This window comes from Belliella alkalica (assembly GCF_022549785.1).
In the GTDB taxonomy this organism is placed as follows: Bacteria; Bacteroidota; Bacteroidia; order Cytophagales; family Cyclobacteriaceae; genus Belliella; species Belliella alkalica.
Genome location: NZ_JAKZGO010000009.1, coordinates 84,471 through 100,168, shown reverse-complemented (window position 1 = coordinate 100,168; position 15,698 = coordinate 84,471). Strand labels below are relative to the sequence as shown.

15 protein-coding genes are annotated in these 15,698 nt (G+C 36.0%); 3 read left to right on the top strand and 12 right to left on the bottom strand.

Annotated elements, in window-relative coordinates; translation table 11 throughout:
• Window positions 1-16: 16 nt before the first annotated feature.
• Window positions 17-1,003, bottom strand: coding sequence for a 6-phosphofructokinase (gene pfkA, locus MM213_RS12350; protein ID WP_241412683.1), 987 nt, complete (start codon window positions 1,001-1,003; stop codon window positions 17-19).
• Window positions 1,003-1,383 (bottom strand): methylglyoxal synthase, encoded by a 381-nt coding sequence (locus MM213_RS12345; RefSeq protein ID WP_241412682.1) that lies wholly within the window; start codon window positions 1,381-1,383, stop codon window positions 1,003-1,005. Before MM213_RS12345 ends, pfkA begins: the two co-directional genes overlap by 1 nt.
• A gap of 344 nt (window positions 1,384-1,727) precedes the next feature.
• On the opposite strand from MM213_RS12345, the gene mscL reads away from it, so the two are divergent.
• Window positions 1,728-2,138 carry a large-conductance mechanosensitive channel protein MscL gene (mscL, locus tag MM213_RS12340; protein ID WP_241412681.1) on the top strand — a complete coding sequence of 137 codons (411 nt, stop codon included), beginning with the start codon at window positions 1,728-1,730 and terminating at the stop codon, window positions 2,136-2,138.
• Window positions 2,139-2,210: 72 nt separating this feature from the next.
• Here the strand turns inward: mscL and MM213_RS12335 are convergent, their stop codons facing one another.
• The 8 genes from MM213_RS12335 to MM213_RS12300 all read right to left on the bottom strand — a co-directional run bounded on the left by MM213_RS12335 (window position 2,211) and on the right by MM213_RS12300 (window position 11,555).
• Window positions 2,211-2,651, bottom strand: a complete 441-nt coding sequence (locus MM213_RS12335; RefSeq protein WP_241412680.1) for a Spy/CpxP family protein refolding chaperone — start codon at window positions 2,649-2,651, stop codon at window positions 2,211-2,213.
• Between the two features lie 11 nt (window positions 2,652-2,662).
• A complete protein-coding gene (locus MM213_RS12330) occupies window positions 2,663-3,034 on the bottom strand; it encodes a hypothetical protein (RefSeq protein ID WP_241412679.1) in 372 nt (123 codons plus the stop codon).
• A gap of 35 nt (window positions 3,035-3,069) precedes the next feature.
• Window positions 3,070-3,618: an RNA polymerase sigma factor gene (locus MM213_RS12325; RefSeq protein ID WP_241412678.1), complete on the bottom strand. Its 549-nt coding sequence runs from the start codon at window positions 3,616-3,618 to the stop codon at window positions 3,070-3,072.
• Window positions 3,619-4,261: 643 nt separating this feature from the next.
• A complete protein-coding gene (locus MM213_RS12320) occupies window positions 4,262-5,185 on the bottom strand; it encodes a universal stress protein (RefSeq protein WP_241412677.1) in 924 nt (307 codons plus the stop codon).
• Between the two features lie 544 nt (window positions 5,186-5,729).
• Entirely contained in the window at window positions 5,730-7,208 is a 1,479-nt protein-coding gene (locus MM213_RS12315; RefSeq protein WP_241412676.1) for an oligosaccharide flippase family protein, read from the bottom strand.
• Between the two features lie 21 nt (window positions 7,209-7,229).
• Window positions 7,230-8,255: a glycosyltransferase family 4 protein gene (locus MM213_RS12310; protein WP_241412674.1), complete on the bottom strand. Its 1,026-nt coding sequence runs from the start codon at window positions 8,253-8,255 to the stop codon at window positions 7,230-7,232.
• A gap of 154 nt (window positions 8,256-8,409) precedes the next feature.
• Entirely contained in the window at window positions 8,410-9,135 is a 726-nt protein-coding gene (locus MM213_RS12305; protein WP_241412672.1) for a class I SAM-dependent methyltransferase, read from the bottom strand.
• Window positions 9,132-11,555, bottom strand: a complete 2,424-nt coding sequence (locus MM213_RS12300) for a YfhO family protein (protein ID WP_241412671.1) — start codon at window positions 11,553-11,555, stop codon at window positions 9,132-9,134. Before MM213_RS12300 ends, MM213_RS12305 begins: the two co-directional genes overlap by 4 nt.
• Before the next feature lie 179 nt (window positions 11,556-11,734).
• Here MM213_RS12300 and ffh point away from each other — a divergent pair, with 179 nt between their 5' ends.
• Entirely contained in the window at window positions 11,735-13,072 is a 1,338-nt protein-coding gene (gene ffh / locus MM213_RS12295; RefSeq protein ID WP_241412670.1) for a signal recognition particle protein, read from the top strand.
• A 95-nt stretch (window positions 13,073-13,167) separates the two neighbouring features.
• On the top strand, window positions 13,168-14,130 hold the full coding sequence (locus MM213_RS12290; RefSeq protein WP_241412669.1) for a hypothetical protein: 963 nt from the start codon (window positions 13,168-13,170) through the stop codon (window positions 14,128-14,130).
• Here MM213_RS12290 and dprA read toward each other — a convergent pair.
• Both dprA and MM213_RS12280 read right to left on the bottom strand, forming a co-directional pair.
• Window positions 14,127-15,245: a DNA-processing protein DprA gene (gene dprA, locus MM213_RS12285; protein ID WP_241412668.1), complete on the bottom strand. Its 1,119-nt coding sequence runs from the start codon at window positions 15,243-15,245 to the stop codon at window positions 14,127-14,129. The genes MM213_RS12290 and dprA overlap by 4 nt on opposite strands.
• Window positions 15,229-15,579 (bottom strand): MerR family transcriptional regulator, encoded by a 351-nt coding sequence (locus MM213_RS12280; RefSeq protein ID WP_241412667.1) that lies wholly within the window; start codon window positions 15,577-15,579, stop codon window positions 15,229-15,231. Before MM213_RS12280 ends, dprA begins: the two co-directional genes overlap by 17 nt.
• Between the last annotated feature and the right edge of the window lie 119 nt (window positions 15,580-15,698).

The window sequence follows — 15,698 nt, the reverse complement described above, 5'->3', positions numbered from 1 at the left end:
AAATTTTTTAGACTACTTAGGTTGAAAGGATTTTTGCAATTCTAAAATCATCTTCATCTACTTCCTTATCATCCACTATTGCTTTTGTGATAGGTGTAAATACAATTTTATTGTTGATAATGCCAGCCATTACATCATATTTACCTTGCATAAGACCTTCTACCGCTGCCACCCCAAGTTTGCTCGCTAGTACTCTATCAAAAGATGTCGGCGAACCGCCGCGCTGCAAGTGGCCTAGAATCGTGACTTTAATATCATAGTATGGAAGTTGTTTTTTGATTTTAGATGCAATTTCTGCTGCTCCACCACTTTTTCCACCTTCGGCTACTATTACAATATTTGATTGCTTGAGTGCTTTAGTCCTAGCTTTCAACCGTTCTACCAATCTTTCGATAGGCATTTTCTTCTCTGGTATAAGTGTAGCGGCTGCCGCACTGCCAATTCCTGCATTGATAGCAATAAAACCAGCATCTCTTCCCATAACTTCTACAAAGAATAATCTGTCATGCGAGGTAGCTGTATCTCTAATTTTATCTATTGCTTGAATCGCTGTATTACAAGCTGTATCAAATCCAATGGTACTGTCTGTTCCTGATAAATCATTGTCAATAGTACCTGGCAGACCTATAGCTGGGATTCCGAATTCTTGGAAAAACAAATGCGCGCCTGTCAACGACCCATCGCCACCTATGACAACCAATGCATCAATCCCATGCTTTTTTAAATTATCATAAGCTTTCTGCCTTCCTTCTTTAGTCCTGAATTCAGCACTTCTCGCAGATTTGAGGAAAGTACCTCCTCTTTCCAACACATGTGCTATATTCTTGCTGTCCAGTTTTTTGATGTCATCATTGATCATACCTTCATAACCTCTGTATATTCCATACATTTCGAGATTGTAGTAGAAACCTGCTCTGACTGTTGCTCTTATAGCTGCATTCATACCAGGTGCATCTCCTCCAGAGGTCAAAACACCAATTTTTTTTATCGTTTTGATTTCCATTATTTCTGTCTCAATAAGGTTAAATATTTAAAAAACATATCTGCAGCAGCAGGATTGGTTGCTAAGGGGATATTATAAACATCGCATATTCTCATTAGCATCTGAACATCTGGCTCATGTGGATGCTTATCGAGGGGGTCTCTAAAAAAAATAACAATATCCAATTCTTTTTGAGCTGCCATTGCGGCAATTTGAGCATCGCCACCCAAAGGCCCAGATAGTAATTTTTGAACCTCAAATCCAGCTCTCTCTATATGTGAGCCGGTCGTGCCTGTAGCTACTAGCTGTATATCTTTTTTTAATAATTCATCCTTAAATCCAGACAGGAAATGAACCATATCGGCTTTTTTACCGTCATGTGCAATTAATGCAATTTTCATTTTTAAGTTTAATAGGTTACGCTTCAAAGTTAGGGAAAATAATAAAATTCAAATCATGAAGTATCTAATTTATATTGAAGTAGATCTTTAGTTTCGCACTCTTTTAGGTGATTTGTTTTTACATTTTCAAAAATAGAATAGGTAAGTAATTGATGATGGTCGATTCTAAATTTTTAATTTTTTTTGAAATATTAACTAAGTAAGATAGAATAAAACAAAACCTTTTTTATTCTAAATTTGACAAAAAATGAAGACTTTTTTAGAAGTAGAAAGTTAGCATTTATTTAATTTTTCCGTACTTTTCATCTTCAATTCTAAGAAATAAAAAATTTAAACTTGTAATTATGGGAATGTTAAAAGAATTTAAAGAATTTGCAGTAAAAGGCAACGTCGTTGATTTGGCTGTCGCAGTGATTATTGGCGGCGCTTTTGGCAAGATTGTGACTTCATTTGTGAATGATATCATTATGCCGCCTTTGGGAGTTATGCTTGGCGGGGTTGATTTCAAAGATTTAGCGATCATTTTGAGAGAAGCCTACACTGAGGCAGGGACTGACTTTCCAGCTGTGACTTTGAGTTATGGTAACTTTATCCAAAATGTAATTGATTTCATAATTATTGCGTTTGTGATTTTTATTGCTATAAAAGGTATGAATTCAATGAAAAAGAAAGAAGAAGCAGCACCGGCGGCTCCTGTCGCACCACCAAAATCAGAGGTTTTGTTAGAAGAAATACGTGATCTATTGAAAAAATAATACTTAAAATTTAATTTTGATGCAAATAAAAATAGGAGTCAAATCGACTCCTATTTTTGTTTTCTTACTAGATCATTCGCCATTTCTTTGATTCATTCGATATATCTGCCGGACAAAATCCCTACTTACTCCGCCTAATTTCAAAGCTTGACTGGGGCTTATTACTTTAGAAATATCTTTTGTGAAGCTTTTTTCTAAATCAAGCATGCTTTGTTGGATTTTAAAACGCTTGTTTATCAACTCTTGAGCTTTACTTTCATTTACATCCCCTTCACTTTCCTTATTTATTTTTGACATTTCACGCATCATTTGCTCTCTTTCTTCATTGAATTTGTTGAAAAGAGGCCAAAACTTTTCAGCTTGTTCAGGTTTTAGGTCAAGTCTGTTGGTGATGAACGCTACTCTTGCAGATTCATATTTTTCCCTATCGAATTGATGTTGGGTTCTTTGAGCAAATACAGAACTGCTAAAGAGTGTAAATAGAATGAGCAATATAAATATCGTGTTTTTCATTGTCGTTTTAATTAATATAAAAACTCATTTTCCAATTCAAAATCAGTTGCATTATAACTTCCCCATTCTTCATTAATGATTTGGTCTAATATCAAATTGGGATCGTCTGATAGATATAACACTTCCTCTGCCCCCCAGTGCCCTGCATTGATATATAAATTGATATCCTCAGCTAAATTTTGGTGCAAATAATCTGCTGTATTGACTTCATTTTTGAACACAAACATTGCTACTCCAAGAATTACAACAGCTGCAGCGGCCATACTTCTTAAATAGAATACTTTACTCTTTCGGGAAGCTTTCTTGTCAAGGATTTGATCAGAAAGGCTTTCAAAGTAATTGTCAGGAACCTTGAAAATATCTTTTTTAGATAAATTTTTCATAATATATACATTAGACAGTAGTGAAGCCAAAGGGTTTACTCTACTTTCAATTCATTTTCGATTTTTTTTACAGCATGATGATAACTGGCTTTCAACGCTCCTACGGAAGTTTCAGTAATCCTGCTGATTTCATCATAGCTCAAATCTTCAAAATACTTCAAATTGAATACCAGCCTTTGTTTGTCAGGGAGTTTGAGAAGTGATTTTTGAAGTTGTTTTTCTATTTCGTCACCATCAATATAATAGGATTCGTCGATGTAGTTTTTCATCACTTCCTCATGATCTTCTATTGGAAAGAAAAATCTTCTTTTCTTCTTTTCAATAAAATTCAAACTTTCATTAGTAGCAATCCTATAAAGCCAAGTAAATAATGATGAATTACTATTGAAGTTATCTAAATTCCTGAAAGCTTTAATGAAAGTATTTTGTGTGATATCATCGGCATCTTCATGGATTATCACCATTTTTCGGATGATGCTATAGACTCTTTTTTGATACACACTCAACAATTGCCTGTAACCCTTCTCTCGGGTTTGTGGGTTTTGAATCAAAGTTAGAATCTCCAGATCGCTGAGTGACATCATTGCTTACTTAGACAATCAATATACCAATAAGTTTAAAAAGTAGTTAGAAAAACATTTTTTGAATGCGGAGAATTGGCTAATTATAAAGAAAAGTGACACAAGCTTCCAGATCTAAGAGCTTTGAAGTCAGAGATGAAAAATAAGATATGAGATTTGAGTGTTACCTCGACGACAGGAGAGGTCTCGTCCCTATTTGAAACTGGAAAGTTAAAATTGAAGTTGGGGAGTGAAATTCAGTATGAGATTTCTCCTTTTAGTCGAAATGACTTGCCTATAAAACGAGAGGTTAAGTATAAAAAAAGTATCAAGTAATTTCTGGACGCGGCAGAGCCAAGAGATTTAAGACAAAGATGTCTTGCCCTGAAAAGCCTGTCCCAATAATTTCGTGAGGCACTTGACACCAACATTGGGTTGAAACCCAATGCAATGGTAAATGTCTGATTCACTTTTGCCCTGAAAGGCCTGTCCTGAGGATATCGGGAGGCAATTGAATAGCCGAAAAGAATAAAGAAAAATCAAAAAATGTGTCAATTATTTTCAGGGCAAGACATACCTTATCTAACCCAAAAAAAATATTTCTTGTATTCTTCGGGTAGTACTTGGAATAAAAACCTTAGGGGTTTTAGGAAACCCCAAAGGTTGATTAGATCTCCAATATATAATCCAAGATTCCTGCGTTTTTACCTTTTGGACGGGTGACTAGGAGGGGGATTTTGTGGTTCATTTGGATCAAGCGCTCTGCCATACTGCCTATAAATAATGCTGTGGCGGCAGTTCTTCCTTTTGCTCCTATGATGATTCCATCTGCGTTGATTTCAGTTGCTTTGGCAAGGATGTCCTCAACAGGATCATCATCTTCATCTTTGGTGTAAAGCGGGTTGATGGTAATTCCCTTTGTATCTATTTTTCTTATGAATTTTTTGAAATTGATCTCTGCATGCATTTGCATGATTGCCGCAAACTCCTCGTAAGTTTTTCCTGAAAAATGATAACCTGAAGGAATAGAAAATACATTTTGACAGAAGATCTCTGCCTTGCCTCCGTACTTGCCTACGATCATAATGGCTTCTTCCATAGCGTCTTTTGAATAATCCGAAAAGTCACTTGGTACCAATAATTTGTCAATTTTTGGGATGGAATTTTCAGGGATAATCAACAAAGAACAGCTAGCCCTTCTTGCCAATCTTTGTGACAATACCCCTGTTCCGGACAATTGAACTTTTCTCCCCAAAATGATCATGTCCGCGGATTTTTCATGGGCTAGTTTCAGTATTTTCTTGGATAATTGCCCTTCTTTCACCACAAATGAAAGCTCTATATCTTTTGATAAAGTAAAATTTCGGCTCACCAACTCTTTCATTTTGGTTTTCCTCTCCTCTACAATATTCTCAATCAAATTAGGAAACTCTTCTATTACCTCTTTTGGAATATTAAGGTTGCGGATCACATTGGTAAAATAGATTTTCTTTGTCTGATTTACCTGTGCAACAAATGACGCAAATTTGATTAAAGTTTCGTCTAATTCTGTTTGATCAAGACAAACTATGAGCTTTTTGATTTGATACATTTTAATGCGCTTTTATCGCTGCAAAATTATTGATAAATAAATTGAGTTTTTCAATTTACTGGAATAATATTTTGTGATTGCGAAATAATCTTTGGTTTTTCCAAATATCAATGAAATGCACTAAGGCAGGTAAGTACAAAAATTATTCTAATCTGTATTTTTTGCAATTTTAATTATATTCTGAGCTTTTGCCTAATTTGTTTACTTTTTTGTGAAATGTACAATCATTGTGTTGTAGTTGTTTTTTAGAGAGGGGAATTATAGAATAATGTTCTGTATGGTTTACCATTAACGGTGAATAATGACTTGGAGATCGTCAACTTCTCCAAGTATAATCCGTATATTTGTCCAAGGAACCGGGTCGCCGACATGTTCAAACTTCACAATTAACATAAATTACCGAGTGAAGCCCTTTTCAAAAACAGGCCTCATTCCTCCCGATAGCTATCGGGACGGAACCTCGTCTCTTCGGAGTCAGGATAACAGTGGAAGTTTGCGATTTCAAGGCAGCTCAAATCTTGTCTATAAAGGGGTTTGTAACACTCTAAGATCCGGTTCTTTTTATTTTTTTGATAATGCTTTCTCTGCTTTCTTTAGCAATATCCAATAAAAAAACTCCTCCCAAATAGACTGAGATCACTACTAATGATCTTAAAATTATATTTGAAATCCCCAACTCTAGGTTTTGGAACAAATAGTATTGAATCGTGAATGTGATAATTCCCAGGAATATAATTTTTAAAATATCCATCGAAAAAGGGTCAAAATTCAATCTCTTTTTGACATAGATGTACTTCACAAAGTTGAATAGAAACATAGCCAAAAATGATGCAAGTGCAGCACCTTCTATGCCCATCAGCGGGATCAGTACCAGATTAAGAATGATTACTGCTACACACATTATCAAGGTAGCAGTTATGTTGAATACATAATACCTCGAAAAGACGATAATTTCGCCGTTGATTGAAAAAAGTACATCTGACAATTTCCCCAAGCCAATCCAAAGTACCACCCATTTGCCGACTTCATACACCTGATTGTTTGGTACAAAATGATAAAGACTATCAATACTAGACCAAATACCCAAAAACAAAAGCAAACAAATCAACAATTGGTGGACAGCTACTTGTTTGTAAAGTTTATTGATCTCAGGTAATTCGTTTTTTTCAAAGTGCTCAGCTACCACTGGCATGATCACCTGGGAGATTGCTCTTCTTGGCATTTCTATCACCACAGCAATCGAAAATGCAATGGTATAAATTGCATTTGCGTCTAAGCCAATCAATGAACTGACCATCAAACTATCAATCTTCATAATCAAGATGGCGCCAGTTGTTCCTAAAAGTGTTATCAAATTGTAATTGATAAACTCCTTTAAAAAACCTACAGGAAAATCACTGAATTGGAAGTTTAACTTGAAAAGATCGACTCTTATCATGTAAATAATCATTCCCAAAAGTGCTATAAAATACGTCAAAGCCAAGCCCCACATAAAAATATCAAAACTCACCCAGCGAAGCAGGTAGGAAGCGATAAGGATTGCTACAAGTAGTCTCAAAATTACCTCCCTGAAAAAAGCAGGTACTGCAACTTTCAAAAATGATCTACAAAATGCGTCCAGTATCGTATTCAAAACAGAGAATAGTGTGATAAATAAAACCACACCAAAGAAATCAATGACTTCTGGAGAATTGGTTGCAAAGGCAGAAATTAAGGTGTCTTTGAAGAAAAAAAATAATACTGCCACAACCAAAAAGCCAAAAAGAGAAAGCAAAAGACTCAGTGTGAAAAATGAAAATTGAGAAGATTTTACTTTTGGGTAAAACCTCGTAATTCCATTGCCAACCCCAAGTTGTGCAAAAGGTACAAATAGCAAAGCCATATCTTGGATGGTCCTAAATATCCCGATTTGCTCCGGTTCCAAGGCATAAGGCAAAAGCCAAAGTACATTGAAATACCCAATCACCACTCCCAAATAGGAGGATAATGTGGTTAAAATACTTTGACGTGCGATTGGTTTCATATTTTCTTTTCAGATTCAAATTTAACTTTTGAATAAAGATAAAAGCGCATTTTTTCTTTTTTCGAAAGAAAATTCAGAAACAATTCTGTCTCTTGCCAATTTACTTTTCTCTGAAAACAAATCACGATCGACCATTTGTACTAAATTTTTGAGTTTTTCGAAATCTCGATTTTCCAAGATCAAACCAGTGTTCCCAATTATCGCAGGAATGTCTCCAACGGCCGAACCTATTGGGACACATCCACAGAGCATTGCTTCAGCTAAAGCATTCGGAAAACCTTCGGAAGTCGATAGTTGCAAGTAGAATTGATGTTGGTTTAGAATAGCCACCATTTCCTTTGGTTGCATTGAGCCGATTACATGTATGTTTTTTGAATTTGGAACATATTCTTCATCTCCCAAAAGTGTGAATTTGTATTGTGGAAATTCAAGGGCAAGCATTTCTATTAAGTCAATTCCTTTTACTTTTGCTCGAGCTGATTTTGAAATTCCTTTGGCAACAGTTATAAATGAATAAGGAAACCTTTCTTTTTCCAAATTTTCCCAGAAAACAGAATCAAATCCATTGTGAATGACTTGGACTGGCGTTTTTAGATTTGGGATCAAGTTTCTTAAACCTTGTTTTCTCGGAATATTGGGATAGTAATGATAATCATAACCAACAAGACTGTCTGCCACTGGTAGGATTTTGCTGCAATTCAGAAAGCTGTAAGTAGTGGCTTTTCTGAGCCATTTTTTTCTATAATTCCCATAATTTATACTTGGCATATTGACAGCATCAGTTCCTCCAGCTTGAATGAAAGTGGGGATGTTGAAAAGCTTACCAAAGAATGTTGGAATCACACTATGCCAACCTCCAAAAAAACAGAGGTAATGATTTGTGAAAGGTAGAAGAATCAATAATTGGAAGAATTGTAAAATCAGAAAAAAAGGAAGCATCAAAGGCGATTGCGTAAATGCCAATGCTTTTACTTTGAATTCGGCTCTCAACATGTGAATATCACGTTCAGTAAATGCGGTCTTTACTGGGAAAATGTATATAATCATTTGAGATCTTAAATTGAGGTTATTCAAGTATTTTTGTGCTCTTTGTGCAACCTTCGCGGCCTTTGTGGTTAAGCTTATTTACCACAAAGGTCATAAGGTATTTCACTAATCTCACTAAGAAAATCAGAACTCTTTAGAGTAAATCTAAATATTATCATTTAGGCGAAAGAATTTTAGTATTCAATTTTATACTAATCCTTTCTGCTAATATTTCCCATTTGCTTCTCGGAGTGGTCTTTTCTATCGCTTTGTTTTTTCTGAATACAAAATATTGATAATCTTTCTCTTCATAGAATATCGAATAGGTTTTCATCTCTTCAAGATAAAATCCAAATTGCTGCAAGACCCCGACCAACTTTGAAGTGTCCAGTGGCTGATCAATGATCTGTAGTTTTTCTGGCTCATTTTGAATCATCCATTCCAAAAATCTAGGCGATGGAATGTGTACAAATACCACTGAATTTTCGTGCGAATGCTTCGCTATATTAGCAAATAAATTAGGATGCTGATCCACTGGGATATGTTCCAAAACATCAGGAAATACAAAGTAGTCAAAGCTCTGACCTGGTTTTGAGAAATCACTCATATCAGAAACTTCAAAGGATAAATTTTTATGCTTTTTCCAAATATGGGAAGCTTTTTCTATACTTTTTTCACTGATATCGACTGCCAGTACATTCCCTTTGCTTGCCACTTGTGCGATAAGCTGACTGACTGTACCGATTCCACAGCCTACCTCTAGCACCTTATGGGATGATTTCAATCCAGATGATACTAATTTATTTATTATATTAAGGTGTCTGGAATTTACGCCTGTCTTTAATTGCTTGTCTGAGAACTCGTCATAAAAGCCCTGGATTTTATTTTTCTCGGTACTCATGATTTTTTCTCTTTAAAAGTGATTACTAAGCTAACCAAAAATAGACCTAACCAAAGATATTGTGAAATGACATTGATCCCCTTCGTTTTGTAATAACTAGCGGGCTCAAACTTCATCTCCACAGTACTTTTTCCTGCTGGCACAACGATTCCTCTGAGTAGATAATTTGTTCTGATGATTTCAGCGTCTTGACCATTGATGGTGGCCTTCCAGCCTACTGGATAATAGATCTCAGAGAATACCACGAGTCCACCAACTTCTGCATTTATTTCGTATTTCAGTTCATTGGGACTTTGATGGTCTAGGATAACATTGCCCGCTCCAGCTTGCACTTCTCCAAACTCAATTGTATTTACAGTGGATTCTTGCAAAGTGTTGATCTCAGCTACCAATTTGATTTCTTCGTCATTGCTATTGGTTCCGATGATACTTTCTGGAAACCATGCTGGACCATTTGCCAATGGATTCTCAAAAACAGCATTTTCTGCTTGTCCAGCCATGATGTATTTGGTGTTGAGCATGTTCAATGCATTAAGACTTTCGAAATCAAAATCACCAGCTTGTGCCTTTTGAATAAATGAACTCATTTCTGGACTGATGACATTTTCTATCAGCTCCTGATATCTTCTCATTTTCGCACCATGATATCCACCTACACTATTGAAGAAATAAGAGGTTCTTGCATCATTGAATGGATTTCCCAAATTCAAAACCCTGAAGTACCCTTGATCCTGTATAATCATCTTATCGGCAGGAGTGGCTGTAAAGAATTGCTCTGAAGGATTAAATTCAAAGGAATCACTATTCAAATAGCGCTTGTTGATAATCCACAAATCAAAAGTTAATAGAATTGATACGCCTAATCCAGCTATTTGTACTGATATTTTATTCTTCAAGGCTGCAAAAATCAAGGCGCCAGAAATTAAAATAAAGAAAAAACTTTTGAACGAACTGGAGCGAAGAAAAGCTTTCCTGTCATCCTGAACAGCTGAAACCAACCAATCAGGGAGATTTGTGTCTACAGCACCCCTAAACCCAAAAATGCCAGCCAAGATCGCCAAAAGCAAAGCAAACCCTGCTGTGCTGCCCAAAGCGATGGCTAGGTTTTTTATGGTTTTTTTGTCAAATCTCTCTGAAAATAATCCTTCCAAACCTAAAGATCCCAATAAAGGAATGGAAAACAACGCAATACTCAAGGCCATAGAAACTGCCCTGAATTTATTGTATCCTGGCAAATAATCGAAAACCGCATAATTAAACCATTCTAGGTTTTTGCCCCAAGCAAGGAGTAAAGAGAGGACTGTTATCGCGACAAAAGCATTTCTGTAGGATTTTTGGGCATAAATAATTCCCAAGACAAACAAAAATATCATAATGGCTCCACCATAAATCGGCCCACCCGTACCAGGTTGATCACCCCAATAGGTTGGTGCACCATTTATAAAACCTCTAATTTGAGCATTATCAACGCCATTAGACCTCAATGCTGCTTCTGTATTTGAGTTTTTTGGGAGTGATTCGGCACTACCACCACCATAGAAGAATGGAACAAGAAGGGTCAATGTTTCCGCTTTTCCTTGAGACCAATTGAAAGCATAATCCTTATCTAGGCCAGCTTGGGAACTGGTTCCTGTTTCAAGGTTTGGAGCACCTCTGGTAGAATATTTTCCATATTCATAAACGCTCAAGAATCTGCTGATATTTCCTCCAACTGCGATCAAGGTACCTAGAACAAGAATCAAGGCTACCTTACCAAACTCAGGAATCATCTTCGCTTTATAGTGTTCATAAATCACAGCAATCAGATATATAAATACAATAATGACAGTGTAATAGGTGATCTGAAGGTGGTTGAATTTGAGTTGCAGCATCAATCCCAAAGTAAAAAGAGCCAGCCCCAGAAGCTTTTTTTGGTTGAATGCCATATGGATCCCTGCAAGAATTAATGGGATCAGACAGATTGCCCAAATTTTGGCATTGTGACCTGCGTCGATAGAGATTATATGAAAAGTATTGAACGCAAAGGCGATCGCACCAATTAGAGAAAACTCAGGTCGGACTTTGAAACTCAATAATAGAATATACATGGCGACCATTCCAAAAAATATTGAATTGATAGGATGTGGTAGCCCCAAGGTCAAAACCTTCGTGACATAGTTAGTGATGTCCCCAGCGATTTCAAAACTGACAAGATATGCAGGCATCCCGCCAAACATGCTATTGGACCAAAGTGCTTCTTCACCTTTCTCAGTTCTGTGGTCTAGAATTTCTTTAGCACCACCTTCCCATTGGAGAATGTCATTTTGGAAAATGATTTTGCCATCAAATACTGCTGGAGAAAAATAAAATAGTACTATCAAATAAAAAACTGCCACACTGATTACATGCGGCAAAACGTCTTTTTTTAGATTGATTTGCATTTGGTTTTGGTTTTCATTTTTGAGAATGTTCGCAAATTAAAAAATAAAAAGAATGTCTGGAGCTTAATTCTCAATTAACTTTAATGGATACCAAATCAATGATATGTCAAAACCTTTGTGATAAGCAATCCCTTTTCCCAAATAAATTTCTATTTTTGCATCAAATAGAATAAAAAGGCATGTTTGATAATCTGAGTTTAAAATTAGATAAAGCTTTTAAGACCCTCAAAGGGACTGGTAAAATCACTGAAATCAACGTAGCAACGACCGTTAAGGAAATTAGAAGAGCCTTGATCGATGCTGACGTTAACTATAAAGTAGCCAAGGAAGTAACCGACACCATTAGAGAGCAAGCCCTAGGTAGGGATGTGTTGATTGCGGTGTCACCGGGCCAATTGTTGGTGAAAATCACCCAAGAAGAATTGACAAAATTGATGGGTGAAACCAAAGTTGATGTCAATATCAAAGGTGATCCTGCGATAGTTTTGATCTCAGGTTTGCAAGGTTCTGGTAAAACAACTTTCTCTGGTAAGTTTGCGAGCTATCTCAAAAAACAAGGCAGACAAGTGCTTTTGGTGGCTTGTGATATTTACAGACCAGCAGCGATTGATCAGCTAAAGGTATTGGGAGAGCAGATAGGAGTAGAAGTATATGCTGAGCCTGAAAATAAAAATGCACTGGAAATTGCTAACAACGCAATTGCTTATGCAAAGAAAACAGGCAAGAAAACGGTAATTGTCGATACTGCGGGTCGTCTTGCTGTGGATGAGCAAATGATGCAAGAAATTGAAGCTTTAAAGAAAGCTTTGAATCCTTCAGAGACATTGTTTGTAGTAGATTCCATGACTGGTCAAGATGCTGTTAATACAGCCAAGACATTTGACGAGCGATTGAATTTTGACGGAGTCGTATTGACCAAATTAGATGGTGATACAAGAGGTGGTGCAGCCATTTCCATAAGACACGTAGTCAATAAGCCAATCAAATTCATCTCCACGGGTGAAAAAATGGAAAATCTGGATGTATTCCATCCTGATAGAATGGCGCAAAGAATTCTTGGAATGGGTGATGTGATCTCTTTGGTAGAAAGGGCACAACAGACATTTGATGAGGATGAAGCGAAGAGAATCAACTCCAAGATCAGAAAGAACCAATTTAATTTTGACGATTTTCTTTCTCAGCTGGAGCAAATCAAGAAAATGGGAAATATCAAAGACTTGATGGGTATGATTCCAGGAATGGGAAAAGCTATGAAAGGTTTGGATATAGATGACGATTCTTTCAAACCAATAGAGGCAATCATCAGAAGTATGACTCCACTGGAGCGTGAAAATCCTGATGTAATTGATGGAAGCAGAAGAAAAAGAATAGCAACTGGTAGTGGAAGGACAATCACAGAAGTGAATAATCTGATGAAGCAGTTTGCAGATATGAGAAAATTGATGAAGCAGATGAATAAGATGGGAGGAGCTCAAAAAGCCCTTGGAAACATTATGCCGAAGATGGGCAAAAGATGATTCTTGACATCTCAAAAAAAAAGCTCTTGATTTAGTTATCAAGAGCTTTTTTTTTGAGAAAAAATCTTAGATTTATTGCGATCATCTTCAACTATATGAAAAAAGCTTTATTCTTAAGCACCTGCATTCTCTTTTGTTTTTCTGTGTATTCTTCAACTTTTGCTCAAGTTGATACCACCAAAGTTTCATTTATTGCCTATTGGTCTGTTGGGGATGTTTATAAGTACGAGGTTTCAAAGTACAAAAAACAATGGAGTGGTGATGATTTGATCAAAAATGATTCTTCAAAGTATTTGGCCAAATTTGAAGTTATCGATTCTACCGAAACAAGCTATAAAGTGAAGTGGGAATATGAGAATGAAATCTTTAGATCAGCTGAGATTCCAGATGAAGTCTTAAATAAAATTGGGTATTCTAGCATAACAGAGGTCATTTTTCTTACAGATGAATATGGGACTTATCAAGGGATTGAAAATTGGGAAGAAATCCGAGATATGATAATCGGTGTGTTTGATGTTCTTATTCCAATCTTATCTGAAGGAAAAGACACAGAATCTATTTATTCAGCATTATCCCCAATGATAGAAATGTATAAGACCAAAGCAGGGATAGAGGATTATTTACTACCAGAATTGAATTATTTTCATTTTCCTTTGGGTAGTGAGTTTGCTATTGGAGAAGTTTTTGAATATGAGGAGTTTTTAGCAAATATGTTTGGTAATGAAAAGATAAAAGCCAAAGCCAAAGTATATCTTGATGAGGTTGATTTTGAAGATGATTATTGCATTTTAATTCAAGAAATGGAACTAGATGAAAAAGGTTCAAAAAAGATGGTCTCTGATTATTTTAAGCTTTTAAAGTTAGAAAGTGAAGAGTTAGATATTGCTATGGAAGAAGCAATAATGGAAATCAATGATTTCAATGTCTTTGGTTATTACTTTTATCCAGGGGTTCCTGATTATATCCATGTAAAAAGAGAAGTGTATTTTGAACTTGGAGAAGAGGTGAGTAGTAGAAGAGATCAAACTATAATCAAATTATACTTTGATGAAAATTAGAGAATAAGCTTATATCTTTTTCCAGGCAAAGTCTTGATCAAACCTTCGAATTCTAGATTTAGCAGTTTGGAGGAAAGAAAAGAATTGGATAAGTTGGTTAGGATAGAAAGTTGATCGATTTCTATTTCTCCTTTTTCTTTAAGGATTTTCAATATCTCTTGTTCTTCTTCTGGAAGTGTAAGCCAAGTTTTTTCTCTGTTAAACCTGCTTTCCTGCGGGTTTTCTTTAGACCAAGACAATGCTTCTTCTACGTTTTTTACACCAGTAAAAATTGAAGCTTTCATTTTGCTTATAAGATTATTGCACCCTTCACTAAGGGGTGATTGAAGGTTGCCGGGAATAGCAAAGATTTCTTTATTATACCCATAAGCAATCTCTGCAGTAATTAGTGCACCACCCTTGATAGCAGCTTCTACGACGATCAATGCATCTGATAGTCCAGCGATGATACGGTTTCTTTGCGGGAAATTGCTGGGATGCATTTGTGATTTTGGTTTGTATTCACTCATCAAGCCTCCTTTTTCCATCATTTCCTTAGCAGTATTTTTGTGGAGGGAAGGGTAGATATTGTCTACTGCAGAGCCCAGTACGCCGATCGTTGGAAGGTCGAATTGAAGTGCTGCTCGGTGCGCTTCAATATCAATGCCATAAGCCAAGCCACTGATTATCGTTGGTTGGTATGGGACTAGGTCTTCAATCACTTTTTTGGTTACACTTCGGCCATATTCAGTACAATTCCGCGTGCCGACTACCCCGATGGTTCTGGATGGATTTAGGTCGGCATTTCCTTTTACAAAAAGAGCCAAAGGGAAATCTTCAATGTTTTTGAGTCTTTCTGGGTAATCTGAACTTGAAAAAGTAGCTATACGAATCTCTTTTTTCAGGCAGTCATTTATGATTTTTTCAGCAGATTTCAAGTTTGATTCAAAATCATCTCTAATTGCTACGATTTGCTTTCCAATTCTAGGGATTTTTTCTGCTTTTCCTTTGGGGATTTTCAGAAAGTTTTGAGCACTTCCTGCGTACGAAAGGATTCCCCTAAACACGGCTGGGCCGATTTTGGGTACCAAACTTAATGCTAATTCATACTTTAAAGTTTCATTCGGATTTGACATGAATAGTATCCCTTATTTCTGCTAAAAATTTCTTGATTTGGTGTAGCTTAGCGATCGTAGCTACTTTGTCAAAAACATGGTTCTCTTCTTTTTTGATAACTTCTTGAGCACCTTGAAGTGTAAAACCTTTCACTTTTACCAACTGATAGATATATCGAATTTTCTCTATATCTTCTTTGGTAAATCTTCGGTTGCCTTTTTTGTCTTTTTTTGGATTTATAATATCAAATTCACCTTCCCAATAGCGTATCAGAGATGGGGCAACTTTGAACATGGTGGCAACTTCACCAATCGAAAAGTATTTTTTTTCTATTTCACGTTCTTTATACGGCACAGCTGATTTATAAAAGTTAACCAACCAAAATTAACAAATTATTTCAATTGTGAGAATAGAAAATGATCATATTCTCAATTTTCTATTTTCAATTCAAATAATTTTTACATAATGTAAAA